Raw genomic sequence first — 24,230 nt, forward strand, 5'->3', positions numbered from 1 at the left:
GGCGGCGTTTCCGTATCGGATGGCGGCCGGTTCGAGTAAGCGGGCCGGGCGCGGTAAAAAGGGGCATGGCCGCGCACGGACAGGCACCCGATGACCCCCCGACCGCCCCGGGCGGGGACGACGTCGACGCGGTGACGCGCGCGGTGCTGACCGCGTCGAGACTGCTGGTCGCGGTGTCCGCCCGGTCGCTCGCGGCGGTCGAGGACCGGGTGACGCTGCCCCAGTTCCGGCTGCTCGTGGTGCTCTCCACGCACGGCGAGGCCAAGCTCGTCACCCTCGCCGAACGCCTCGGCGTGAACCCCTCGACCGCGATGCGGATGCTCGACCGGCTGATCGCGGCGGGCCTCGCGGAGCGTCAGGTCAACCCGGTCAACCGCCGCGAGACGGTGCTCCGGGTGACGCCCGAGGGCCACCGCCTGGTCGAGGAGGTCACGGCCGGCCGCCGCCGGGAGGTCGCCTCGATCGTGGAGCGCATCGCACCCGAGCAGCGCGCCGCGCTGATCGACGCGCTGCGGGCGTTCACCGACGCGGGCGGCGAGGCGGCGGCCCCCGCGGAGGGCACCGACGCCTACCCGCTGGGGTGGACGCCGGACCTGCCGGCCGGGGCCTGACGCCACGCGGTCACTCGGACGACGCCGAGACCTCTTCCCGGGCCGGGGGGACCGCTTCACCGCCGGCCGCGACCGGCGCGGGAGCCCCCGCGTCCTTGCCGCGCCACTTCTGGACGCGTTCGACCACCGGCTGGGTCCAGCGCGCGGTGAGCGGGCCGACGATGACCAGGATCAGGACGTACGCGGTGGCGATGGGGCCGATGCGGGGCTCCGTCGCCACGGCCAGACCGGCGATGACGATGGAGAACTCGCCGCGCGCGACGAGCGTGCCGCCCGCCCGCCAGCGCCCGCGCGGTCCGATGCCGGCGCGCCGGGCCGCGTACCAGCCGGTGCCGATCTTCGTGAAGACGGTGACGACGGCGAGCAGCGCGGCCGGCAGCAGCACCGGCGGGATCTCGGCCGGGTCGGTGGAGAGCCCGAAGAACACGAAGAAGACGGCGGCGAACAGGTCCCGCAGCGGGGTCAGCAGCTTGCGCGCCCCCTCCGCGACCTCACCGGAGAGCGCGATGCCGACGAGGAACGCGCCCACGGCGGCCGACACCTGGAGCTGCTGGGCCACCCCGGCGACCAGGACGGTCAGCCCGAGCACGACGAGCAGCAGCATCTCCGGGTTGTCGGAGGAGACCGCGCGGCTGATGAGGCGGCCGTGCCGCAGCGCCAGGTAGAGCACCAGGCCGACCGTGCCGAGCGCGATCAGCAGGGCGATGCTGCCGCCGGCGAGGCCGACGCCCGCGAGCATGGCGGTGAGCAGTGGCAGGTAGACCGCCATCGACAGGTCCTCGATGACCAGCACGCCGAGGATGACCGGGGTCTCCCGGTTGCCGAGGCGTCCCAGGTCCGCGAGGACCTTCGCGATCACGCCGGAGGAGGAGATCCAGGTGACACCGGCGAGCGCGACGGCCCCGACCGGCCCCCAGCCGAGCAGCAGCGCGGCGACCGCGCCCGGGGTCGCGTTGAGCACGAAGTCCACGGCCCCGGACGGGTACTGCGTCTTCAGGCTGGTCACCAGCTCGGAGGCGCTGTATTCGAGGCCGAGCAGGAGCAGTAGCAGGATGACGCCGATCTCGGCGCCGACGGCGGTGAACTCCTCGCTGGCCCCGAGCGGCAGCAGCCCGCCCTCGCCGAAGGCCAGCCCGGCCAGCAGATAGAGCGGGATCGGCGAGAGCCCTATCCGGCCGGCGAACCGCCCGATGATGCCGAGTCCCAGAATGACGGAGCCGAGCTCCACCAGCAGTGCGGTCGTGTCGTGCACGGTCAGCCCTCCGCGATGATCTCGGAGAGCGTGTCGACGCCCTCGCGCGTTCCGACGGCGACGAGCGTGTCGCCGATGGCCAGCCGGAAGTCCGGCCCGGGTGACGGGTGCGCGCTGTGGGTGCGCAGCACCGCCACGATCGAGGCGCCGGTCCGGGTCCGCGCCTTGGTGTCGCCGAGCAGCCGGCCGCCGTACGGCGAGCGGGTGCCGAGCGGGATGTGCTCGGTGACCAGGTCGATGCCCTCGGTCCGTACGGCGTCGATGGGCGCCGCGTCGATGAGGTGCGCGAGACCGGTCGCCTCCTGTGGAGTCAGGGGGACGGAGAGCCGGCACGAATCAGGGTCGTCCTGGTCGTAGAAGCCGATGAACCGCCGCCCGTCGTGGTGGACCACCACGGAGATGTGCTGCCCCGACTCGGTGGTGTAGTCGTACTGGACGCCGACTCCGGGCAGCGTGGTGCGGTGGGTTCCCATGGCTTCCTCCCGAGGAGCGCGGCACGCGCGAGGCACTTGGTGATCTCTTTAGGCTCGCATTACCTTATCCGGAGGTATGCGCCACCCCTGAGGGGCGTTTTCCGGCCACCGTCCCGTTACGTCCCGGACCCCGGCACACGAACGCCCGGCCGGTTGCGCAACCGGCCGGGCACGCGGGTCCGTTCGTACGGTGGATCAGTCGCCGATCTCGATCTTCCCGTTCTTCTCCGGCGAGGCCGCCGGGGCCGGTGCGACGGGCTCGGCCGGCTTCGGCACCGCGCCCTTGAGGTTCTGGAGCAGCGCGGCGAGGTCGACCCCGGTGGTGGAGCTGAGCAGCTCCATGCCCTGGGCGACGTTGTCCGTGACCGTACGGGACAGCCGGCTCGCGCCGTCCGTGGAGATGACGGTCATCTTGTCGATCGCGCTCATCGGCTCGGCGGCCTTGGCGACGACCTCGGGCAGCACCTCGACGAGCATCTGGAGCACGGCCGCGTCGCCGTACTGCGCGAAGGCGTCGGCCTTCTTCCGCATGGCCTCGGCCTCGGCCGCACCGCGCGCCGCGATGGCGGCGGCCTCCGCCTCGCCCTCGATGCGGACCGCCTCGGCGAGCGCGGAGCGGTGCAGCTTCTCGCCCTGACCGGTGAGCCGGGCGCGCTCGGCGGCCGCCTCGGCCTCCTTGACCTGGGCGATGCGGCGGGCCTCCGCCTCCTGCTCCGCCTGGTAGCGGGCGGCGTCGGCGGGCTTGCGGACCTTGGTGTCGAGCTCGCGGTCGGTCAGTGCGGCCTGGCGCTCGGCGACCTTCTCCTGCTCGGTGAGCACCTCCTGCTGACGGGCGGCCTCGGCGAGCGGACCGGCGGCGTTGGCCTTGGCCGCGGCGGCCTCCGTCTCGGCCTTGATCTCGGCCTGCTTCAGGTAGAACGTCCGCTCGGCGATCGCGATCTCCTCGGCCGCCTTCAGCCGGGCCTGCTCCGAGGCGCGGCGGGCGATGGCCTCGGCGATGTCGGCCTCCTGCTTGGCGCGGGCGGCCTCGGGGCGGCCCAGGTCCTCCAGGTAGGAGCCCTCGGTGGTGATGTCCTGGATCTGGAAGGCGTCCAGGATCAGGCCCTGGCCGGACAGGCTGGCCTCGGCCTCCTCCGCCACCTGGCCGGCGAACGCGGCGCGGTCGCGGATGATGTCCTCCACGGACATCCGGCCGACGATGGCGCGCAGTGCGCCGGAGAGCACCTCCTGGGTGAAGCCGACGATGCCGTCCTGCTGGCGCAGGAAGCGCTGGGCGGCGGCCCGGATCGCGTCCTCGCTGCCGCCGACCTTCACGATCGCGACGCCTTCGAGGTGCGCCTTGACGCCGCGCAGGGTGACGGCGCCGCGCACGGCGACCGGGATGTGCCGGCTGGACAGGTCCAGGGTGAACTTCTGCTGGACGAACGGCACGACGAAGACGCCGCCGCCGACGACGACCTTCTGGCCGCTGTTGTCGATGCTGGTCCGGCCGGTCACCGGGTCGACGGACTTCTTGCCCCGGCGGCCGGTGATGATGAACGCCTGGCTGGGGCCGGCCACCTTGTAACGGGTGATCACGGCGAGGGCGAGCAGGAAGAGGAGTACGACGACTCCGGCGATCGCGATCATTACGGGACTCATGCGGTTTCCCCCTCTGCCTCCTGACGGGGGCAGTCGTGAGACGAGCGGTGATGGGGCCGGGCGTACCGGTCAGCGTTCGACGGGACGGACCGACACCGACGTGCTGGAGAGCGACGCCTCGACCCAGACCTCGGCGCCGCGCGCGACCGGCACCGCGCTCCTCGCGGACAGCTTCACGAGCTGGCCGCCGAGGCGGAGCAGGACCTCGCCGTAGCCGTCGGCCGGGATGGCGGTGACCACCGACCCCGACGTGCCGACCAGGTCCTCGTCGCGCGGAGTCGCGTCGGTCTGGTCCCGCATCAGGGCGCGGCTGAACTTCCAGGTCAGCAGGGCGGCGACCAGCCCGGCCGCGACCCCCGCCAGGGTGGCGACGAGGGTGCCCGCACCGGTCGTGCCGAGCACGATGGCGCCGCCGAAGCCGAGCATCGACAGGAAGCCCGCGATCACCGGAAGGGAGACGAGCCCGCCGAACAGGCCCTCCAGCAGGCCCCCGAAAAGGCCCTCCAGGATTCCGTCGAAGATCAGCGACAGGGCGAGCAGGGCGATCCCCGCGATGCCGAGACCCAGGAACAAGGTCATCCGATCACCCCTCCCGGCCCCGTCGTCCCCTGTGCTGCTTTTCCGTCGAACTGGCTGGATGGTCCCATACGCACCCCCGAGGCAACACTGCCGGAACCCGGCAATCTTTTACTTGTTGTTGATGCCGGAGAGACGGTCGGCCAGGGAGTCCAGGGACTGGAACGTGGCCCCCAGCAGCGCCACGTGCTTCCACCGCAGCACCCCCTCCGCGTCGACCAGGAAGACCGCGCGCCGCACCCCGATCCCGGGCGCCGCGACGCCGAAGGCCCGGGCGGTCTCCCGGCCCGGGTCCGCCAGCAGCGGCATGCGCAGCCCATGGGCGCGGGCGAACGACTCGTGGCTGTCCACACCCTGTGGACTGATCCCCCACACCTCCGCGTCCAGCGCCTCGAAGGTCTCCATGCCCGAGGAGTACGCGCACAACTGCTTGGTGCATACGGTGGTGTTGTCGCCCGGGTAGAAGGCGAGGACCAGGGCCCGCCCGCCCGCCTGGGCGAGCGAGTAGGCGCGCCGCTCGAAGGCGTCCCCGGTGAGGACACCGCCCGCGAGGGTGAAGTCCGGTACGGGCGTGCCGAGTTGCGGTGACGATCCCATGGGGTGCCCTTCGGTGTGCTGCTCCCGGGCGGCGGTGGTGCCGCCCGTGTCGCGTACAGCATGCCTCCGTCACCGGGGACGGTCAGACACCCGAGGACGGTTCCGGCTCGGTGAGGAACAGCCCGAGGAGCACGGCCGGTACGGGGATGGCGCAGAGGATCGTGAACACGCCCTGCGGCCCGTACGCCTGCGCCGCCGCGCCCAGCGCCGGGGCGATCAGCCCCCCGATGCTGACGGCGAGGCCCAGTGTGACCCCGGCCGCCGTGCCCGGGCGCCCCGGCAGGTAGTCCTGACCCAGCTTCACGAGGACGGCGAACGGCACGTTGAGCGTCAGCCCCGCCAGGACCGCGAAGACCAGCGGCAGCAGGGTGCCCGGGGTCAACCGCAGGGCAAGCAGGGCCGGTACGGCGGCGAGGCCGCCCAGCTGCACCGTACGGACCATGCCGACGCGGTCCGCGATCCGGCCGCCGAGCAGCGTGCCGGCGACCCCGCCGACCAGGAAGCAGGCGAGCGCGACACCGGCGACGCCCCGGCCCGAGTGGAGGTGGCGGATCCAGAACAGCTCGATGAAGGTGATCGCCCCGAAGAACGCCACCGAGCGCACCACCTCGATCCCGGTGAGGAAGAGGAACGGCCGCCACCGGTCCCGCCCGGCCCGGCCCGCCCTGCGCACCGGGGCGGCGGCCGGGCGGTGCCGGAGCAGGACGAACGCCATCAGGACGGCGGGCGGGGCGAACAGCGCCGTCGCGCCGACCCCCATCGCGACGAGCGCCGGGGTCGCGAGCACCGGGGCCAGGAAGAAGCCGACGCTGCCGCCAGCCGCGAAGACGCTCATCGCGGACGCGCTGTCGCCCGCCGCCTCCCGGGCCGCCTTGCCCGCCGCCGGGTGGAACATCGCCACGCCGAGCCCGGAGAGCAGGATCAGCAGCCAGACGGCCGCGTACGGCCGCACCAGACCGGACAGGCCGAGCCCGATCCCGGCGACGGCCAGCCCGGCGGGCGCCAGCCGGGGCAGCCGGTAGCGGTCCACCGCGAGTCCGATGAACGGCTGCGGCACCGAGCTGCCGAGGGCCGCCGCGAGGGTCAGCCCGGAGGCGGCGACATAGCTGTAGCCCCGGTCGAGCACGAAGTACGGGACGCAGGCGGGCACCAGGCCCTGGTAGAGGTCGTCCACGGCGTGCGCGGCGCCCCACATCCGCATCCGCCGCCAGGCGGAGACGGGCGCGGCGGCCGCGGCGGGCGGGGCGCCGGCCGGTGCGGCGTCGTCGGTGGTCATGAAGGTGCTCCTCGTTGAAGGTCCCTTCGAGGATTCCGGCCGGGCGTGGGAGCGGGCTAGCGATAATCTGCCTGCTTATGTCGCCAACCTGCCGCACTCTGCACGGCCCGGCCCGGGTCCCGCTCGCGCACCAGGAGCGCATCGAGAGCCACCACCACCTGGAGCACCAGCTCGTCTGCCCGTCGCGCGGGGTCCTGGAGGTCGCCACCCCGCTCGGGGTCTGGGCCGTGCCCCCGCACCGGGCGGTGTGGATCCCGGCCGGTGTCCTCCACGCGCACCTCGCGTACGGGCCGACCGAGCTGCGGGCGCTCAGCTTCGCCCCGGACGACAACCCGCTCCGGCTCGACCGGCCGACCGTCCTCGCCGTCACCCCGCTGCTGCGCGAGGTCGTGGCCTGCCTGACCGACGACACGGAGCCGTCCGGCGACGCCCGCCGCCGGCGCAACCTGGAGCGCGTCGCGCTCGACCAGCTGCGCCGGGTCGAACCGCTCGGGGTCTGCCTGCCCACCCCGGCGGACGCCCGGCTGCGCGACATCGCCCGCATCCTCCAGGACGACCCGGCGGACGGGCGGACCCTCACCGAGCTGGGCGCGGCCGTCGGCGCGGCGCCCCGCACCCTGAGCCGCCTCTTCCGCGCCGAGACCGGGATGTCGTTCCCGCAGTGGCGCACCCAGCTCCGCCTGCACCACGCGCTGACCCTGCTCGCCTCGGGCGGCTCGGTCACCTCGGTGGCCGTGGCCTGCGGCTACAGCGGCCCGAGCGCCTTCATCCAGTCCTTCAGGCACGCCTTCGGCACGACCCCGGGCTCCTACGCGGCAGGCACCCCCTAGGCCCTGTCCGGCGGATCTTCGCGGGCCCACGAAGATCCTCAGGACAGGCCCTGGGCGGTGCTGCGGATGCGGGAGCGTGCGGGGCGACCGAGGATGAAGGGCCGGGCAGCAGGCGGCCCGCGCCCTGCCTCCAGGAGGTTTGTCTTGCCGGTGCACGCCGACCATCCGCCGTCCATCGATGTCACGGCGCTCGCCGCCGTGCTCGACGGCACGACGGCGGGCGTGGCCGTGTTCGACACCGAGTTGCGCTACGTGTACGTCAACCCGTCCCTCGTACGGCACAACGGCATCCCGCCCGCCGCCCACATCGGCCGCCGTCCCGGCGAGGTCATGCCCGACATCGACGCACGCGAGGACCTGATGCGCGCCGTGCTCGCGGACGGCCGGGCCCGCGAGGTCACCTCCAGCGGCCGGCTGCCCGCCGAGTCCGGGACCGCCCGGGTCTACTGGCACGGCGCCTACCACCGCCTGGAGGTGGACGGCCGGGTCGCCGGCATCGTCGGGATCGTGCTGGAGGTCATGGCCGACGACGAACAGCGCCGGCTCGCCCAGGCCCAGCGCCACCTCTCGCTCCTCGACAGCGCGAACACCCGCATCGGCACCACCCTCGACATGGACACCACCTGCGCCGAGCTGGCCGACCTCGTCGTCCCCGGCCTCGCCGACATCGCCGCCGTCGAGGTCTTCCCCCCGGACGTGGCCCCGCCGGTGCGCCCTGCCCCGCCCGACGTGGTCCGGCTGCGCCGCGCGGCCATGTCGGCCGTGCGCGGGCTGAGCGGTGAGGTCGCCCGGTTCGGGGTGGCCGGTGACTACATCGACTACCAGGAGGAGGCCGCCGTATCGCGCTGCCTGGCCACCAATCAGCCCGTCGTCGAGGACATCACCGACGACGAGCGGCTGAGCCGGTCCGCGCCCACCCCGGAGCGCGTCGCCGCCTACCGGGAGCTCGGGCTGCACTCGGCGGTCGCCGTGCCGATCGCGGTGCGCGGGGCCCCGATCGGCGTACTCGGCCTGCTCCGGGCCGGCGGCTCGCCCGTCTTCTCGGACGACGACGTGGTGGTGGCCCGGGAGCTCGCCGGGCGGGCCGCCGTCCATCTCGACCACGCCCGCCGCTTCACCCACGAGCACACCATCGCCCTGGAGCTCCAGCGCTCCCTGCTCTCCGAGCCCCGGCCGCCGCACCCGCACATCGAGGTCGCCACCCGCTATCTGCCGGCCGACCGCAGCGTCCTGGTGGGCGGCGACTGGTTCGACGTCATCCCGCTGCCCGACGGGCGGCACCTGAAGGCGATGGGCGACGTCATGGGGCACGGCGTGGAGGCGGCCGTCGCGATGAGCCACTACCGCTCGCTGCTGCGCCTCCTGGCCGACGAGGAACTGCCCCCGCACCGCATCCTGGAACAGCTGGACCGGATGGTGGAGCGGTCCGGGATGGACCGGGCGGCGACCTGTCTGCTCGCCGTGGTGAACGCGGACGGCGGCCTGTGCGAGGTGGCGAGCGCGGGCCACCTGCCGCCGGTCTTCCTCGACCCGGGCGCGGCGGGCACCCGGATCTGCGACGTGCCGGCGGCCCCGCCGCTCGGCACCGGGTTCGGCGGCTACCGGTCCACGGTGATGGAGTGCGGGCCGGGCACGGTGCTGTTCATGTACACCGACGGGCTCGTGGAGCGGCGCGGCGAGGACATCGACACGTGCGTCGCCCGGCTGGGGGAGCTGACCCTGCCGGACAACGGCGATCTGGAGACCTTCCTCGACCGGGTGCTCGAACGCTTCGGCCCCAACGCCGAGGACGACATCGCGGTCATGGCCTCGCGGACCCGGGACGACCCGGACGCGGGGCCCTGAGCGGGGTCACACGAACAGGAACGCCGCCGCCGTCGCCGCGCCCAGCGCCGTCCCCGCCGTGACCTGGCCGACCGTGTGGTAGCCCAGGGCCACCCGCGACCAGGAGACGGCGGCCGCCATCGCGTACCCGAACAGCCACCACGGCGAGTGGGCGGCGGCGAGCAGGGCGACCACGGCGGAGGCCACGGAGGCGTCCACGGAGATCTTCCACACCGTGTTGACCGCGAGCAGCACCACCGTCATCGCCCACAGCGCGAGCATCGCGGCCAGGATGCCGGTGGGCGCCCCGCCCAGCACCATGACCGCCGAGCCGGTGCCGATGGAGCCCAGGATCACGAAGAAGATCGGCGCCCGCTTGGTGCGGTCCACGACATGGCGGTCGCCCCAGGTGCCGCGCCCCCGCTCCCACTCGATGTACCCGGCGGGCACGATTCCGGCGCACAGCGCGCCGAGCAGCCCCCAGGGCACGCCGGTCCAGTCCCCGGCCGCCGCGAGGCCGATGGCGAGCATGCCGACGAGCAGCAGGTTGCGGGGCTGGAGGACGTCGGTCACCCTCCGCGCGAGGGCGTGGTCGGGGGCGGCCGTGGTGTCGGTGGTCATGCCGGCTGCTCCTTGCCCGCTGCGGAAGCGTTCTCCAGAATCCGGCGCGCCCGTTCCGGGGTGACCGTGCGATAGGCGGCCGCGACCCGGACGAGCCAGGCGACCTCGTCGTCCTGGTCGGTGGCGTGCTGGGTGCCTACGGCCGCCGCCTCACCGGCCGGCGCCCCGGCGTCCCGGGCGATCAGCGCCGCCTTGATCCAGTACGCGTCGGCGAGCGGCGACCCGGAACCGGCCCCGGCGGCGGCCTCGGCGGCGGGCAGCAGTGTGTCCGGCACGTAGTGGCGCAGTTTCTCGACCGCGTCCGCGATGTCCGCCGCCCAGCGGTCGACGCGCAGGTCGGCGGGCGTGTCGAAGCGGGTCAGCTCGCGCCGCAGCGGGCGCGGGGGCTCGAAGGGCTGGTCCGGGAAGGCGGTCATCAGCTCGTACCAGAGGCCGTGCAGCCGGGCCTGCGCCCGCCAGAGCTTGGCGCGGCGGCGGACGTTGCTCAGGGCCGGGATGGAGGCGCCGACCGCGAAGAAGAGGAACAGGACGACCTGGGCCGCCTCGGTGACCTCGTCGAAGTCCAGCGCGAAGGACTCGCTCGGCCGGTCCACGACGCTGACCCAGAGGAAGAGCGTCCGGCTGACGGTGTACCCGACGCCGATGAACATCGCGAACGTCATCATCCCGAGCCCGACGCGCAGATGGCGCATCCGGGCGCTCCCGGTGGCCAGCGCCCACTGGTACGCGCAGACGGCGGACGCGGCGCCGAGGTAGAGGTAGAACACGCTCATGTACAGCGTGGCGCCCCACTGCCCGGCGTGGTCGGCGACGAAGCGGTCCGAGGGCGTGGAGCGGTCGACGACGGTGAAGAACAGCACGGTGAGCAGGACGAGGGTGGCGACCGACGCCTTGGTGGCCACCTGCTGGATGAGCCGGGCGAACCGCACGTGCCGGGGAATCGCCCCCTCGTCCGCGTACCGGCCGTAGATCGCCACGATGTAGCTGAGAATGGCCAGAATCGCGATGGTCGCCGTGTAGTGCTTGATGAGGACCGACAGGTCGGTCACCGGGCTGTCGTTGAGTCCGACGCGCACGAACCGGGTCTTCGTCCAGAGCGCCAGCGCGAATCCCGCGTAACACCCCCACAGCGCCCGGCGGCGCCGGTCCTCCTCGTCACCCCACAGGGCGGCCGGCATGCGCCACAGGGCGACGGCTGTCATCAGGCCCGCTATGAGATAGCCGGCGAGGTCGAGCGGGGTCACGTCGGAAGTCCTCGGGTGTGGGGGAGTGCGGTCGGGCGGTAGGGATGCTACGTACGCCGGAACAGGCCGCCGCGGCGGTGGGCGACCGGGCGCGAGAGCGAGTTGGCGAGGCGACCCACCATGTCATCGCTCGTGACGTCCCGGGCCATCCGGGGGATCAACGAGGCACCGAATTCGGCCATGCGTTCGTCGTGGGTGTCGTACTGCGCGCGTGCCTGCACGGCGTCCGGGGTGACCACCGCGTCCGGGCCGACCATCCGGGAGATGAGCGAGGTGTCGAAGACGGGCAGCAGCCGCTGGAGCTGTTCCGCGTCGAGCGAGGTGCCGTGGTCGAACCACTCGTGGCACAGCTCGTGCAGGATGACGTGCTGCGTCTGGTACGCGGTGGGGCGCCTGCGGTACAGCACGAAGCTGGTCTCCCCGGTCTTCAGGCGCAGCCCGCAGGCGGCGTTGACGCGCGCCAGCCGGTCGGGCATCTCGTGCAGCACGATGGTCCGGCCCCGGGCCGCCTCCATGTTGGCCACCAGGCCGGGTATGGAGAACGGCGAGGGCAGCGGCAGCTCCGCGAGTCCCTCCTCGCACTCCCTCCGCAACTTCCGCATGGACATGGCTCAGCCCTGCTGTCCGCCGCCGGCCGGGGGCGTGCGCTCCTCGGCGTCCCGCAGCAGGGACATCGCGAACCGCAGCAGCTCCGGCGGCAGCCCGTCCTCGTCGAGGCCGCGTCCGGCGAGCCCGCTGATCTCGCCGGTCCGGCGCTTGGCGAGGAACTGGAGCCCGGCCACGACGTCGTCCACGACCTCGGACTCCTCCTTGAAGAACCGCCAGTCCACGCCGAAGCCCAGGCCGAGCGCCTTCAGGATCTCCTCGGACGGCTGGGTCACCTTGCCGGCCAGGATGTTGGAGAAGTAGCTGTGGGAGAGCGATCCGCCGCGTTCCTTGACCAGGTCGGCGAAGAACCGGCCCGAGATCCTGCGGCCGGGGAAGGTCTTCTCGACCATGTACTCGACCTTCTGGCGCAGCGTCCGCAGCTCCGGCGCGCGCTCTACGCCGTTGTCCATCCGGCCCCCACGTTCACGTCCGCCGCGGGCCCTGCCGGCCCCGGGCGGCGCTCGATTCGGTCAACGGGCTCGTACTGTAACGAACCGCGGACCGCGGCCTTCCGGTCGGGCTCCCGGAGTGGGCAGGAAGCGGAACAATCTGATCCGGTGCCCGGAGCGGGCTTGCGCAAACACTCTACGTCACTGTTAACTCGAAAAAACATGGGCAGGGGGCCACGAGGGGAGTCCCTTGCCCGTGAAGACGCCCGCGCGCCGCTGCGCGCGCCCACAAAGGGGTGTAGCCCTTCACGACGGGGGATGCGTGAAGGGCTACCCGCACATTATGGCCCCTGCCCGGGCAGTCATCAACTGACCGGCCGGTCAGTGTCCTTGTCCGGGGCATATTTCCGGGCCCGGCGCCCCGCACCCGCCCCGGTTACCATCGGAAAGAGCCGCCGGACGCGGCCCCGGGGGCCGGTCACGTATCCGTGCGAGAGACACCCGGCTCCGTACGAGACACACCCGGCGTACGAGAGACACCCGGCCCGTCCCCGCGCAGCCCGCCCGCCCACCGGCGCATCGCACAGCCCCGGCGCGCATCCCTAGACGAAAAGGTCCCGCTTGAACCGCGACCGCACACCCCGCTCCCACGACCGCTCCTCCCGCTCCCGTGGCCAGGGCGCCCCGGGCTCGGGCTCCCGCGCGGGCGGCGGCTTCCGCACCCGGGGTGCCGGGCGTTCCGGACAGGGCCGCTTCGGGGCCCCCGATCGCCGGTTCGGCGGGAAGGGCGGCAAGCCCGTCGCGCGGCAGGGCGAGTACGAGCTGCCGCGGACCGTCACGCCGGCGCTGCCCCCCGTCGCGGCCTTCGCCGACCTGGACCTGCCCGACGCCGTGCTGGCGACGCTGACCGCGCAGGGCGTCACCGAGCCGTTCCCGATCCAGGCGGCCACCCTGCCGAACTCGCTGGCCGGGCGCGATGTGCTGGGCCGGGGCCGCACCGGCTCCGGGAAGACCCTCGCCTTCGGCCTGGCGGTGCTGGCCCGCACGGCGGGGCACCGCGCCGAGGCCCGGCATCCGCGCGCCCTGGTCCTGGTCCCCACCCGCGAGCTGGCCCAGCAGGTGACCGCCGCGCTGACCCCGTACGCGAAGCCGCTCCGGGTGCGCCTGGCGGCCGTCGTCGGCGGGATGTCGATCGGCCGCCAGACGGCCGCGCTGCGCGGCGGCACCGAGGTCGTCGTCGCCACGCCGGGGCGCCTCAAGGACCTCATCGAGCGCGGCGACTGCGTCCTGGACCGGGTCGAGGTGACGGTGCTGGACGAGGCGGACCAGATGGCCGACATGGGGTTCATGCCGCAGGTCACCCAGCTGCTCAACCAGACCCCGGTGGACGGCCAGCGCATGCTGTTCTCGGCGACCCTGGACCGCGACGTCGACCTGCTCGTCCGGCGCTACCTGAACGACCCGGTCGTCCACTCGGTGGACCCGGCCGCGGGCGCGGTGACGACGATGGAGCACCACGTGCTCTACGTACGGCCCTCCGACAAGTTCGCCACCACGACGGAGATCGCGGCGCGCGACGGCCGGGTGATCATGTTCCTGGACACCAAGCACGCCGTGGACGAGCTGACCGCCCACCTGCTCAACAGCGGGGTCCGGGCGGCCGCCCTGCACGGCGGGAAGTCGCAGCCGGAGCGCAACCGCACCCTGGAGCGCTTCAAGAGCGGGCACGTCTCGGTCCTGGTGGCGACGAACGTCGCTGCGCGCGGCATCCACGTCGACAACCTGGACCTGGTCGTCAACGTCGATCCGCCGGCCGACCACAAGGACTACCTGCACCGGGGCGGCCGCACCGCCCGGGCCGGCGAGTCCGGCAGCGTCGTCACGCTGGTGCTGCCCAGCCAGCGCCGCGAGATGACCCGGCTGATGGCCGACGCGGGCATCACCCCGCAGATCGCGGAGGTCCGCTCCGGCGGCCCCGAGCTGAGCAGCATCACCGGAGCGCAGGCGCCCTCCGGCGTCCCCGTCACCATCACCGCGCCGGCATCCGAGCGCCGGGTCAGGCCCAGACCGCCTCGGCGAGCGTGACGCCCGCGAAGGCCGCGCCGAGGCCCACGACGACGCTGACCACGACGTTGGCCGCCGCGTAGACCTTGGCTCCGTCCTCCGCGAGCCGCAGCGTCTCGTAGCTGAACGTGGAGTACGTGGTCAGCGCCCCGCACAGCCCCGTTCCGAGCAGCAGCTGAAGGTGCGAGGAGGCCGCCCCGGCCGCCACCGCGCCGGTCAGCGTGCCCAGGATCAGGCAGCCGGCCATGTTGACGGTGAACGTGCCCCACGGGAAGACGGTGTCGTGGCGGGACTGCACCGCCCGGTCGGTCAGGTAGCGCAGCGGGGCGCCGACCGCCGCTCCGGCGATCACGAGCAGCCAGTTCACCCCTGGTCCCCCCGTATCCCGGGGCTCCGTACGATCTCGCAGGCGTCCAGCGTCACCGGGCAGCCGCCGGTCAGCTCGGCGATCTCCGGCAGGAACGCCCGTACGGCCTCCTCCGCGTCCACGATCACCACGGCCACCGGCAGGTCCTCGCTCAGGGACAGCAGCCGCTGGGTGTGGATCATCGACGAGGCGCCGAAGCCCTCGATGCCCCGGAAGACGCTGGCGCCGGCCAGCCCGGCGGCGTGCGCCCGGTGCACGATCTCCGCGTACACGGGCCGGTGGTGCCAGCTGTCGGACTCGCCGACCAGAACGGTCAGCCGCAGCCCCGGTTCGGTCACGGGTGTCGTCATGCCTGCCTCCACGCCAGTGCGCGGCGCGTCAGCCACACCGCGCTCCACACCGCCGCGAGGGCCGCGAGCAGTGTCACTCCGAGATAGACCAGTCCGGTGCCGGCCCGGTCCTTCGACACCAGTTGTTCGATGTCCACCGCGTAGGTCGAGAAGGTGGTGAACCCGCCGAGGACCCCCGTCCCGAAGAACGGCCGGACCAGCCGGTGCGCCGCCCACACCTCGCTGATCACCACCATGAACACCCCGATGACCGCGCAGCCGGTCACATTGACGACCAGGGTCGTCCAGGGGAAACCGCCGGCCGCGGCGGGCCAGAGCAGCGAGGCGCCGTAGCGGGCGGAGGCACCGGTCGCGCCGCCGAGCGCGACCACGGCGACGACGGCGGTCTGCGGGTTCCTCGCGAAGGTGCCGGGCATACGTCTCCTACCTGCCGGGGCGCCCGCCGGGCGCGGGCGCGCGTCTGCGCAAGTAGGGACCGTTGGCGGCGCGTCACGCGTCCGCGGTTCGGGTACGGCGGGCCCCACCGCCGCGCGGCGACCGTCCCCGGCCTCCCGCTGCCCCCAGGATATCGCCGGAGCGCGGCGGCCCGGGACGCCGTACTTATTCCGGGTCCGGGCGATTTCACCCGATCGGCCACCGTATCTGCGGGCCGGGCGGGACAGCCGCAGGGTGGAGCCATGTGGCCCCACCGAATATGGCTGGGTGCCGCGGTCCTCCCGCTGGCTCTCCTGGTGCCGCGGGACGCCCCGGTGCCCCACATTCTGGCCGAGCCGCCGCCCACCGCCCCCCGCACGCGGGCGGTGGCCGCGCCGCAGCCGGTGATCGTCAGCCGGACGGCCTGGCACGCGGACGAGTCCATCGTCCGGGAGCGCGCCGCCTACACGGGCGCCGTCCGCGCGGTCTTCGTCCACCACACCGGCGAGACGAACGACTACGACTGCGCGCAGGCCCCGGAGCTGATCCGGAACGTCGAGGAGGCCCACGTCAAGGGCCGGGGCTGGGACGACATCGGCTACAACTTCCTGGTCGACCGGTGCGGCACGATCTACGAGGGCCGGGCCGGCGGCATCACGCGCTCGGTGCGCGGCGCCCACACCACGGGCTTCAACGCCGACAGCGTGGGCATCGCGGTGCTCGGCGACTACCGCGACGGCGAGAAGGTACCGGCCCCCGTCGTGCGGGCCCTGGCGACCCTCGCGGCGTGGAAGCTGCGCCCCGGCGAGGATCCGCGCGGCACGGTGCGGCTGCGCTCGACCAACGACGCGAGCCGCTACCCCAAGGGAAAGGTGGCCGTGCTGAACGTCATCTCCGGCCACCGCGACACGTACCGGACGAGCTGCCCCGGCCAGGCGCTCTACGACGAGCTGCCGGAGATCCGGACCATGGCGGCGGCCCTGCGCGCGGCGGCCGGGCGCGAGGGGCGGGCGGACACGGAGGACGCCGGAAATACGCACTAGTGCATAAACTACTTGACGCTAGTGCGTACATGGGTAGGGTTTCCGTCATGACCGCCACGCACCCCCTCCCCGTGACCCTGACCGGCCGCCACGTCCGCGTCGAACCGCTCGCCCCGGCCCACCTGGACGACCTGTTCGCCGCCGGCGGTGACGACGACGAGGTGTGGCGCTGGCTCGGCGGTCCGGCGCCGCGCACCCCGCGGGAGATGGAGGACACGCTGACCGGCCTGCTCACGGACCCGTCGTACGTCCCCTTCGCGGTCATCCACCGGGAGAGCGGGCGGGCCGTCGGCTGGACGACGTACATGGACGTCGACGTGACGAACGAACGCCTGGAGATCGGCTGGACCTGGTACGGCCGCGCGTACTGGCGCTCGGCGGTCAACACGGAGGCCAAGCTGCTCCTGCTGACCCACGCCTTCGAGGAACTGGGCATGGGTCGCGTGCAATTGAAGACCGACCACCTCAACGAGCGCTCCCGGAAGGCGATCGCCCGCCTCGGCGCCCGCCAGGAGGGCGTCCTGCGCCGCCACCGCCGCCGCCCGGACGGGAGTTGGCGCGACACGGTGTACTTCTCGCTGCTCGCGGAGGAGTGGCCGGAGGCGAAGGCACGCCTGGCGGCGCGGGTCTGAACGCGACGACGCCCGGCGGGACTTCCCGGCCGGGCGTCCTCGCGTCAGGCGGTCCGCGGGACGGGGCGTGTGCGCGCCCGGCCGGTCTCGCGGAGGGTCAGCAGTCCGGTGACCGCGATGAACGCGCTGGTCAGGCCGTGGATGCCGAACGCGGCGGAGAGCGGTCCGTGATGGGCCAGGACGTTGATCATGTCGCCGAACGGGGCGACGGCCTCCATCAGCAGGACCAGGCCCAGGGCGCGGCGGTGGCCCGTGATCAGCAGGACGCCGATGATCAGGCCCATGGCCAGTTCCCGGGTGCCCTTCATGATCAGGAAGCCGTCGCCGTTGCCGGACGACCACACGGGCAGGCCCACGCCGTGCGTGGACGCCTCGGGGGCGAGGATGAAGATCAGTCCGAGGTAGAGGACGAACAGCGTGCAGACGGTGGCCAGGGCGGTGTTGACGTTCTTCAGTGACATGGCGCCTCTTCGTCGGTCGGGTGTGGCGGCGGTCAGCGGCGCTCGGTGGCGCCCGGCGTGAGGATCTCCATCAGGTGTCCGTCGGGATCGCGGAAGTAGGTGCCCCGGCGCCCCGGGACCTGCTCGCTCTCGTAGATCCGCCCGGCCTCCCGGCACGCGGGGTCGGCGTAGTGGGTGATTCCGCTGCCCTGGATGCGGCCGAGGGCGGCGTCGAATTCCTGGTCGCCGACCAGGAACGCGTAGTGGTGCGGCTCGAAGCGCTCCGCCCTGTCGTAGTCCAGGGTGACCTGATGGGCCAGCCCGACCGGCGTGAAGTGGGCCAGTGGCGGGCCGACGCCCAGGCCGAGGATGTCGGCCAGGAAGCGCGCGGACACCTGCGGATCACGGGCCGGAACGATGGTGTGGTTGAGCTCCACGGACATGGCGGTCCCCCTCCAGGGATACGGCTGCGCTGGTTTGCCAACGCCTGTTGGCCAACGCTTGTTGGCTAACGTAGGACCGTGACCCTGGAATGTCAACGGATGTTGGCCTACGCTCGTTGGCATGACCGGTACCACGGAGAACCAGCAGGCCGCGCGGCGTTCCGACGCCACCCGCGCCGCGATCCTCGCCGCGGCCCGCGCGCGGTTCGCGGCCGACGGCTACCAGAAGGCGACCATCCGGGCCATCGCGTACGACGCGCGGATCGACCCGTCGATGGTGATGCGCTACTACGGCAACAAGGCGGGCCTCTTCGCGGCGGCCGTCGCCATCGACCCCGAACTGCCCGGCCTGCGCCTCGAACCGCACGACGAGATCGGCCGCACGCTGGTCCGCCATTTCCTCACCCTCTGGGAGGAGAACGGGGAGCTCACCGCGCTGCTGCGGGTCGGCTCGACCGATCCGGCCGCCGCCGAGCGCATGCAGACCGTGCTGCGCGACCAGCTCATCCCGCTGGCCCGCCGCCTGGGCCACGCATCCGAACAGGCTTCGACCCGGGCGGCACTGTGCGCGTCGGCGGTCCTGGGACTCGCGCTGACGCGTTACGTGCTGCGCTTCCCGGCGAGCGTGGCGCTCGGCCGGGAGGAGATCGTGGACTGGCTCGGAGCCACGGTCCAGCGGTATCTCACCGCCCCTGAGCCGTAGTCCGGGTCCACCGACCGGTGGACCCCCCGTTCCACCGGTCGCCGCTGCCGGACGTGCCCCCCTCCGAAACAGCATGGAGGGCATGAGACTTCGACCCGTACACCTGGCCCGGTGGAGCGCACGGCACCCGTGGCGCGCGATCACCGGATGGTTCCTCTTCGTCCTCCTCTGCCTCGGGGCCGGCATCGCGGCGGGCTCCAACGCGGCCACCACGAAGGACTTCTGGGTCGGCGAGGCCGGTCACGCCGAGTCGATGGCCACCGACGCCGGACTCCAGCGCCGGCCCACCGAACACATCCTCATCCGGTCGGCCTCCGGCCCCCTGGACACCGCCCGGGCGGCCGAGGCGGCCCGCGAACTCACCGCCCGCATGCGGTCCTTGGACGAGGTACGCGACGTGGAGGCGCCCGTCCCCTCGAAGGACGGCACCGCCCTGCGGGTGAGCGTCGTCATGGAGGGCGCCGAGCTGGACGGCAAGAAGAACGTCGTCCCGCTCCTCGCCGAGACCGCCGAGGTGGCCGGTGCCCACCCGGAGCTGGTCGTGGAGGAGACCGGTTCGCCGGCCATCAGCAAGGGCGTCAACGACCAGCGCGGCGACGACCTCGCGCTCTCCGAACGGCTCTCCCTGCCGGTCACGCTCGTCATCCTGCTGGCCGTCTTCGGCTCGGTGGTGATGGCCGGGGTGCCGCTGCTGCTCGCGCTCTCCTCGATCGCCGCGGCCATGGGCCTGTCCATGCTGGCCTCGCACCTGCTGCCCGACCCGGGCGTCGGCACCAACATGCTCCTACTCATGGGCCTCGCGGTCGGTGTCGACTACACGCTCTTCTACCTCAAGCGCGAACGCGAGGAACGGGCCCGCGCGGGCGGCCGGCTCGGCCCCGAGGCACTGGTGGAGCTCGCCTCGGCGACCGCCGGCCGGGCCGTGGTGGTCTCCGGCCTGGCGGTCATCGTCTGCACCGCGACCCTCTACCTCGCCACGGACGTCATCTTCTCCTCGCTGGCCACCGGGACGATCCTCGTCGTCGCCGTGGCCGTGCTCAGCTCACTCACCGTGCTCCCCGCCCTGCTGGTCAAGCTGGGCCACCGCGCCGAGCGCCGCGCTGCCCGCAAGGCCGCCCGACGGGTGAAGCGCGGTGCCCCGGCCGCCACCAAGTCCCCGAAGCCCGAGAACGGCCGGATGTTCACCGCCCTCCTGCGCCCCGCGCGGCGGCACCCCGTGGCCACCCTGTGCGCGTCGGTCCTGGTCATGCTCGCCGTCGCCGCGCCCGCCCTGGGCCTCAAGCTCGTCGACCCCGGCAAGGACACCTTCTCCCGCTCGATCCCGGCCATGCAGGTGTACGACCGGCTGACCGCGGCCTACCCCGAACTCCTTGTGAAGCACGAGGTGGTGACCCGTACGAGCCCCGGCCGGGCGTCCGAGGCCAGGGCGGCGCTGACCGAACTCGGGCGGCGCGCCCAGGCCGACCCGCTCTTCGCCCGGTCCGGGAAGCCCGTCCTCCGCACCTCCGCCGACGGACGTGTCACCGTGCTCGAACTGGCCGTGCCGCACCCCGCGCCCTCCGACGAGGCCATCGCCTCGCTGGGTCACCTCCGCGACCGCTACATCCCCGCCACCGTCGGCAGGCTCACCGGCGCCGACACGGCGGTCAGCGGTGACGTGGCACGCGGGCAGGACTACGTGCACCACGAACGCGGCAAGCTGCCGCTGGTGATCGGATTCCTGCTGCTGTTCACCTTCGTCACGACCGCGGTCGCCTTCCGCTCGGCGGTCATCGGCCTGATCGGCGTCGTCCTCAACCTGCTGTCGGCGGCCGCCGCGCTCGGCGCGCTCGTCCTGGTCTTCCAGGGCACCTGGGCCGAAGGGCTGCTGGACTTCGACTCGCTCGGCGCCATCGCCTCCCGCGTACCGCTCTTCCTCTTCGTGCTGCTCTTCGGCCTCTCGATGGACTACCAGGTCTTCGTCGTCAGCCGGATCAAGGAGGCCATGGACCACGGCATGACGGCCCGGGAAGCGGTCATCGAAGGCATCGCCCGCTCGGCGAAGGTCGTCACGAGCGCCGCCCTCGTCATGGTCACGATCTTCGCGGCCTTCGTCTTCCTGCACCTCACGGAGATGAAGCAGATGGGCTTCTGCCTCGCGGTCGCCGTCCTCCTGGACGCCGTGGTGATCCGGATGATGATCCTGCCGTCGCTCCTGCTGCTCCTCGGCGAGCGCGCCTGGCCCCGGAAGCGTCACGTCCCGGCCGCCGCCGAACCCCTCCCCGTAGGCTGACGCACATGCTTCAACGGCCCCAACGCGGCGACCCGCTCTGGATCTGGGTGCTCCACGGCTGGGAGGCCCTGTCCTGGGGCCTCGTCGCCCTCGTCACCCTGGTCACGATGGCAGGCGGGTCGCCCGGGGACCGGAAGCTCGGCATCCTCGCACTGACGGCCCTCATCGCCGCCTGCTACGCGCGGGTGCGGCTGCGCCCCGAGAGCCGGGTGCCCGGCCCGTACGGCTATCTGTCGGTGCTCGCCGCGGGGCTCGGGCTCCTCGCCTACCTGGGCGACGGGTACGGCGCCCTCTACACCGTGGTGCTCGCCCAGTTCATCGTCTTCGTGGACAGCCCCCGGGGCGCCGTCCTCTTCACGGGGCTCGGGGCGCTGGGGATCACGGTCGGCGGGAGCCTGAGGGAGGGCGGGCAGCCGGAGGTCTTCCTCCACAACACCCTCTCCTCGCTCCCCGTCTGGGCGGCCGCCGTCCTGATGGCCGTGCTCACCCCCAGGGCCCTGGCCCAGCGCGACGAACGGGCCGCCCTCCGCGCCGAGTTGCAGAGCACCCAGCTCGAACTGGCCGAGAGCCAGAAGCGACAGGGCGCGGCCGAGGAGCGCGAACGCCTCGCCCGGGAGATCCACGACACCCTCGCCCAGGGCTTCGCGTCGATCATCGTGCTCGCCGAGGCGGCGAGGTCCCAGCTCGCCGCGGATCCGGCGCGCAGCGCCCAGCAGTTGCAGTCCATCGAGCAGACGGCCCGGGAGAACCTGGCCGAGGCCCGGGTCCTCGTCGGGTCCGCCCCCAGCAGCGGGGTCGCCGCGGGCTCCGTCGCCGTGACGCTCCGCCGCACGCTGGACCGCTTCACCGAGGACACCGGCCTCACGGTCACCGCCGAACTCGCGGACATCGACTGCGACCAGCCGACCCGGGTCGCCCTGCTCCGCTGCACCCAGGAGTCCCTGGCCAACATACGCAAACACGCCGCCGCCACCACCGTGGGCGTCGTCCTGACCGCCCACCCCGGCAGCGCCGAGCTGGAGATCACCGACGACGGGTGCGGCTTCGTCGTGGAGGACTCCCGGGGCTTCGGCCTGGACGGCATGCGCCGGCGCCTCGCGGAGTTCGGCGGCGGGCTCACCGTCACCAGCTCGCTCGGCGACGGCACCCGCGTCCTCGCCACCATCCCGCTGAACGAGAGGCCCCAGGTGCCATGACGCCCACCCCCGCGCCCCTGCGCATCATCCTGGCCGACGACCACACCGTGATGCGTGCGGGGCTCGTCGCCCTGCTCGGCTCCGAACCGACGCTCGACATCGTCGGCGAGGCGAGCAACGGCCGCGAGGCGGTCGCCCTGGCCGAACACCTCCGCCCGGACGTCGCCCTGCTCGACCTGCGCATGCCGGTCCTCGACGGGGTCGGCGCCACCACGGAGATCGTCGCGGGCCCCGCCCCGACCCGGGTGCTGATCCTCACCACGTACGACACCGACGCGGACATCGAACGCGGCGTGGAGGCGGGCGCCACCGGCTATCTGCTCAAGGACGCCACCCGCGAGCAGCTGGTGGACGCCATCCACGCGGCCTCCCGCGGCGAGACGGTCCTCGCCCCGCGCGTCGCCCAGCGCCTGGTCGCCAAGATGCGCCGCCCGGCCCCGGTCGCCCTGACCGCCCGCGAGTCGGACGTCCTGGACGCGGTCGCGGACGGCCTCTCGAACGCGGAGATCGGCCGCCGGCTGTTCATCGGCGAGGCCACGGTGAAGACCCATCTGCTGCGCATCTTCGCCAAGCTGGACGTCAACGACCGCACGCGCGCGGTGGTGGTGGCCCTGGACACGGGCCTGCTGAAGCGCCGGTGAGCCTAGAGCGCGTCCGGCCCGCGCTCGCCCGTGCGGACCCGCACCAGCGTCTCCACCCGCTGGACCCACACCTTGCCGTCGCCGATGCGGTCCGTCCGGGCGGCCCGGACGACCGCGTCGACGGCGGCCTCCTCGTCCGCGTCGTCCACGACCGCCTCGATCCGTACCTTGGGCACCAGGTCCACGCGGTATTCGGCGCCCCGGTACACCTCGGTGTGCCCGTGCTGGCGGCCGTATCCACCGGCCTCGGTGACGGTCAGGCCCTGGACGCCGGCCTCCCGGAGCGCGGTCTTGACCTCGTCGAGGCGGTGGGGCCGTATGACGGCGGTGATGAGCTTCACGGAGTGGTCTTCCTGTCCCTCGGGAGCGACGCCGACTGCGGGGCCGCGTGGCCCAGCGCGCCGTGATCGTAGGCGCTCTCCGCGTGCAGCGTCTGGTCGAGGCCCGTGACCTCCTCCTCGGCGGAGGCCCGCAGGCCCATCAGCCGGTCGATCGCCTTGCCGATCCCGTACGTCACGAGGAAGGTGTACGACGCCACCGCGACCACGGCGACCGCCTGCTTCAGGAGCTGGGCCGCCCCGCCCCCGTACAGCAGGCCCTCCGCGCCGCCGGTCATCGTGGCGGTCGCGAACAGGCCGATGAGCAGGGTGCCGACGACGCCCCCGGCGAAGTGCACCCCGACGACATCGAGCGCGTCGTCGTAGCCGAAGCGGAACTTCCACGCGACCGCGTACGAGCAGACGGCACCGGCCGCGAGCCCCACCACGGCGCCGCCCACGAGGGAGACGGTGCCGCAGGCCGGGGTGATCGCGACCAGCCCGGCGACGGCGCCCGACGCCGCGCCGAAGGTGGTGGGGTGTCCGTCGCGCCGCTGCTCCACGAAGAGCCAGCCGAGCAGTCCGGTGCAGCCCGCGACGATCGTGTTGAGCATCGAGGCGGCGGCGAGTCCGTTCGCGGCGAGCGCGGAGCCGCCGTTGAAGCCGAGCCAGCCGAACCAGAGGAGCCCGGCGCCGAGCATCACCATCGGCAGGTTGTGGGGGCGCATCGCGTCCTTCCGGAATCCGATGCGCGGCCCCACCACGAGCGCCAGCGCCAGCCCCGACGCACCGGACGCGATCTCCACCACGAGCCCCCCGGCGAAGTCCAGCGCGCCCAGCGAGTCCTTGATCCAGCCGCCGGGGCCCCAGACCCAGTGCGCGACGGGCGCGTATACGAGCAGCGTCCACACCGGTACGAAGACGAGCCACGCGGCGAACTTGGTGCGGTCCGCCACCGCACCGCTGATGAGCGCCGCCGTGATGATCGCGAAGGTGAGCTGGAAGGTCGTGAACAGCAGGGTCGGCACCCCGCCGGTCAGCGCGTCCGGTCCGATGTCCGCCAGACCGAGGTGGCCGAGATTCCCCACGAGCCCGCCGAACGCGTCGTCGCCGAAGGCCAGCGCATAGCCCGCGACCAGCCAGACCACGGTGACCAGGGCGATCGAGACGAAGCTCATCATCAGCATGTTGAGGACGCTCTTCGTGCGGACCATGCCGCCGTAGAACAGGGCGAGCCCGGGGGTCATCAGCAGGACGAGGGCGGTGGCAGCGAGCAGCCAGGCGGTGTCGCCGGTGTCCAGGCCGGGCGCGGCGACGGTCACGGGGGTCACGGGGGAGTCCCTCCTCGGGGCGGGGAGCGGTGGGA

Annotated in this window: 27 protein-coding genes; 10 read left to right on the plus strand and 17 right to left on the minus strand. The window is 73.0% G+C overall.

The genetic code is table 11. The features are described 5' to 3' along the window. The first annotated feature begins 65 nt into the window (after positions 1-65). Positions 66-611 carry a MarR family transcriptional regulator gene (locus ABZ565_RS30990; RefSeq protein ID WP_361034205.1) on the plus strand — a complete coding sequence of 182 codons (546 nt, stop codon included), beginning with the start codon at positions 66-68 and terminating at the stop codon, positions 609-611. A gap of 10 nt (positions 612-621) precedes the next feature. On the opposite strand, the gene ABZ565_RS30995 is transcribed toward ABZ565_RS30990, so the two are convergent. The 6 genes from ABZ565_RS30995 to ABZ565_RS31020 all read right to left on the minus strand — a co-directional run bounded on the left by ABZ565_RS30995 (position 622) and on the right by ABZ565_RS31020 (position 6,426). Then, entirely contained in the window at positions 622-1,863 is a 1,242-nt protein-coding gene (locus tag ABZ565_RS30995) for a cation:proton antiporter (RefSeq protein WP_361034208.1), read from the minus strand. Positions 1,864-1,865: 2 nt separating this feature from the next. Further along, the gene (locus ABZ565_RS31000; protein ID WP_072487793.1) at positions 1,866-2,336 is read right to left on the minus strand and encodes a TrkA C-terminal domain-containing protein; all 471 of its coding nucleotides are present in this window, start codon (positions 2,334-2,336) and stop codon (positions 1,866-1,868) included. 195 nt (positions 2,337-2,531) lie between these two features. Then, a complete protein-coding gene (locus ABZ565_RS31005) occupies positions 2,532-3,977 on the minus strand; it encodes an SPFH domain-containing protein (RefSeq protein ID WP_361034212.1) in 1,446 nt (481 codons plus the stop codon). Positions 3,978-4,046: 69 nt separating this feature from the next. Next, positions 4,047-4,556 (minus strand): hypothetical protein, encoded by a 510-nt coding sequence (locus ABZ565_RS31010; protein ID WP_361034215.1) that lies wholly within the window; start codon positions 4,554-4,556, stop codon positions 4,047-4,049. Positions 4,557-4,664: 108 nt separating this feature from the next. After that, entirely contained in the window at positions 4,665-5,150 is a 486-nt protein-coding gene (locus ABZ565_RS31015; protein WP_361034218.1) for a peroxiredoxin family protein, read from the minus strand. Between the two features lie 82 nt (positions 5,151-5,232). Next, entirely contained in the window at positions 5,233-6,426 is a 1,194-nt protein-coding gene (locus tag ABZ565_RS31020; protein ID WP_361034221.1) for an MFS transporter, read from the minus strand. A gap of 77 nt (positions 6,427-6,503) precedes the next feature. Between ABZ565_RS31020 and ABZ565_RS31025 the strand changes: the two genes are divergently transcribed. Continuing rightward, positions 6,504-7,256, plus strand: a complete 753-nt coding sequence (locus ABZ565_RS31025) for a helix-turn-helix transcriptional regulator (protein ID WP_361034224.1) — start codon at positions 6,504-6,506, stop codon at positions 7,254-7,256. 144 nt (positions 7,257-7,400) lie between these two features. Then, positions 7,401-9,101 (plus strand): SpoIIE family protein phosphatase, encoded by a 1,701-nt coding sequence (locus ABZ565_RS31030; RefSeq protein WP_361034227.1) that lies wholly within the window; start codon positions 7,401-7,403, stop codon positions 9,099-9,101. 6 nt (positions 9,102-9,107) lie between these two features. Here ABZ565_RS31030 and ABZ565_RS31035 read toward each other — a convergent pair whose 3' ends face one another. Genes ABZ565_RS31035 through ABZ565_RS31050 form a run of 4 tightly spaced genes read right to left on the minus strand, consistent with a single transcriptional unit; the run spans position 9,108 to position 12,003 of the window. After that, positions 9,108-9,701 carry a hypothetical protein gene (locus ABZ565_RS31035; protein ID WP_361034230.1) on the minus strand — a complete coding sequence of 198 codons (594 nt, stop codon included), beginning with the start codon at positions 9,699-9,701 and terminating at the stop codon, positions 9,108-9,110. Further along, complete coding sequence (locus ABZ565_RS31040) at positions 9,698-10,945, minus strand: MAB_1171c family putative transporter (RefSeq protein ID WP_361034233.1); 1,248 nt, start codon at positions 10,943-10,945, stop codon at positions 9,698-9,700. The genes ABZ565_RS31035 and ABZ565_RS31040 overlap by 4 nt, the downstream gene beginning before the upstream one ends. Positions 10,946-10,992: 47 nt before the next feature. Then, positions 10,993-11,553 carry a toxin gene (locus ABZ565_RS31045; protein ID WP_361034236.1) on the minus strand — a complete coding sequence of 187 codons (561 nt, stop codon included), beginning with the start codon at positions 11,551-11,553 and terminating at the stop codon, positions 10,993-10,995. Between the two features lie 3 nt (positions 11,554-11,556). After that, a complete protein-coding gene (locus ABZ565_RS31050) occupies positions 11,557-12,003 on the minus strand; it encodes a hypothetical protein (RefSeq protein ID WP_073966530.1) in 447 nt (148 codons plus the stop codon). A gap of 600 nt (positions 12,004-12,603) precedes the next feature. On the opposite strand from ABZ565_RS31050, the gene ABZ565_RS31055 reads away from it, so the two are divergent. Further along, entirely contained in the window at positions 12,604-14,067 is a 1,464-nt protein-coding gene (locus ABZ565_RS31055; RefSeq protein WP_361034239.1) for a DEAD/DEAH box helicase, read from the plus strand. Here the strand turns inward: ABZ565_RS31055 and crcB (ABZ565_RS31060) are convergent. Genes crcB (ABZ565_RS31060) through crcB (ABZ565_RS31070) form a run of 3 tightly spaced genes read right to left on the minus strand, consistent with a single transcriptional unit; the run spans position 14,039 to position 15,179 of the window. Continuing rightward, positions 14,039-14,413, minus strand: a complete 375-nt coding sequence (gene crcB / locus ABZ565_RS31060) for a fluoride efflux transporter CrcB (RefSeq protein WP_361034242.1) — start codon at positions 14,411-14,413, stop codon at positions 14,039-14,041. The two genes, ABZ565_RS31055 and crcB (ABZ565_RS31060), sit on opposite strands and share 29 nt — an antisense overlap. Further along, complete coding sequence (locus tag ABZ565_RS31065) at positions 14,410-14,763, minus strand: DUF190 domain-containing protein (RefSeq protein ID WP_361034245.1); 354 nt, start codon at positions 14,761-14,763, stop codon at positions 14,410-14,412. Before ABZ565_RS31065 ends, crcB (ABZ565_RS31060) begins: the two co-directional genes overlap by 4 nt. After that, positions 14,760-15,179, minus strand: a complete 420-nt coding sequence (gene crcB / locus ABZ565_RS31070) for a fluoride efflux transporter CrcB (protein WP_361034248.1) — start codon at positions 15,177-15,179, stop codon at positions 14,760-14,762. Before crcB (ABZ565_RS31070) ends, ABZ565_RS31065 begins: the two co-directional genes overlap by 4 nt. Positions 15,180-15,440: 261 nt before the next feature. Here crcB (ABZ565_RS31070) and ABZ565_RS31075 point away from each other — a divergent pair, with 261 nt between their 5' ends. Together ABZ565_RS31075 and ABZ565_RS31080 are read left to right on the plus strand one after the other, a co-directional pair. Further along, positions 15,441-16,220, plus strand: a complete 780-nt coding sequence (locus ABZ565_RS31075) for a peptidoglycan recognition protein (RefSeq protein WP_361034251.1) — start codon at positions 15,441-15,443, stop codon at positions 16,218-16,220. A gap of 47 nt (positions 16,221-16,267) precedes the next feature. Further along, positions 16,268-16,852, plus strand: a complete 585-nt coding sequence (locus ABZ565_RS31080) for a GNAT family protein (protein ID WP_361034254.1) — start codon at positions 16,268-16,270, stop codon at positions 16,850-16,852. A 44-nt stretch (positions 16,853-16,896) separates the two neighbouring features. Here the strand turns inward: ABZ565_RS31080 and ABZ565_RS31085 are convergent, their stop codons facing one another. Together ABZ565_RS31085 and ABZ565_RS31090 are read right to left on the minus strand one after the other, a co-directional pair. Beyond that, the gene (locus ABZ565_RS31085; protein WP_361034257.1) at positions 16,897-17,313 is read right to left on the minus strand and encodes a DUF4267 domain-containing protein; all 417 of its coding nucleotides are present in this window, start codon (positions 17,311-17,313) and stop codon (positions 16,897-16,899) included. Between the two features lie 32 nt (positions 17,314-17,345). Further along, positions 17,346-17,735 carry a VOC family protein gene (locus ABZ565_RS31090; protein ID WP_361034260.1) on the minus strand — a complete coding sequence of 130 codons (390 nt, stop codon included), beginning with the start codon at positions 17,733-17,735 and terminating at the stop codon, positions 17,346-17,348. 121 nt (positions 17,736-17,856) lie between these two features. Between ABZ565_RS31090 and ABZ565_RS31095 the strand changes: the two genes are divergently transcribed. From ABZ565_RS31095 to ABZ565_RS31110, 4 genes are all read left to right on the plus strand, one after another. After that, positions 17,857-18,438 carry a TetR family transcriptional regulator gene (locus ABZ565_RS31095; protein WP_361034263.1) on the plus strand — a complete coding sequence of 194 codons (582 nt, stop codon included), beginning with the start codon at positions 17,857-17,859 and terminating at the stop codon, positions 18,436-18,438. 82 nt (positions 18,439-18,520) lie between these two features. After that, positions 18,521-20,710, plus strand: a complete 2,190-nt coding sequence (locus ABZ565_RS31100) for an MMPL family transporter (protein ID WP_361034266.1) — start codon at positions 18,521-18,523, stop codon at positions 20,708-20,710. A gap of 5 nt (positions 20,711-20,715) precedes the next feature. Then, entirely contained in the window at positions 20,716-21,906 is a 1,191-nt protein-coding gene (locus tag ABZ565_RS31105) for a sensor histidine kinase (protein WP_361034269.1), read from the plus strand. Continuing rightward, positions 21,903-22,547 carry a response regulator transcription factor gene (locus tag ABZ565_RS31110; RefSeq protein ID WP_361034272.1) on the plus strand — a complete coding sequence of 215 codons (645 nt, stop codon included), beginning with the start codon at positions 21,903-21,905 and terminating at the stop codon, positions 22,545-22,547. The genes ABZ565_RS31105 and ABZ565_RS31110 overlap by 4 nt, the downstream gene beginning before the upstream one ends. 2 nt (positions 22,548-22,549) lie before the next feature. Here ABZ565_RS31110 and ABZ565_RS31115 read toward each other — a convergent pair whose 3' ends face one another. Together ABZ565_RS31115 and ABZ565_RS31120 are read right to left on the minus strand one after the other, a co-directional pair. Next, positions 22,550-22,888 carry a P-II family nitrogen regulator gene (locus tag ABZ565_RS31115; protein WP_361034275.1) on the minus strand — a complete coding sequence of 113 codons (339 nt, stop codon included), beginning with the start codon at positions 22,886-22,888 and terminating at the stop codon, positions 22,550-22,552. Then, complete coding sequence (locus ABZ565_RS31120; protein WP_361034278.1) at positions 22,885-24,195, minus strand: ammonium transporter; 1,311 nt, start codon at positions 24,193-24,195, stop codon at positions 22,885-22,887. Before ABZ565_RS31120 ends, ABZ565_RS31115 begins: the two co-directional genes overlap by 4 nt. Between the last annotated feature and the right edge of the window lie 35 nt (positions 24,196-24,230).

It is taken from the genome of Streptomyces sp. NPDC016469, from assembly GCF_040632905.1.
In the GTDB taxonomy this organism is placed as follows: Bacteria; Actinomycetota; Actinomycetes; order Streptomycetales; family Streptomycetaceae; genus Streptomyces.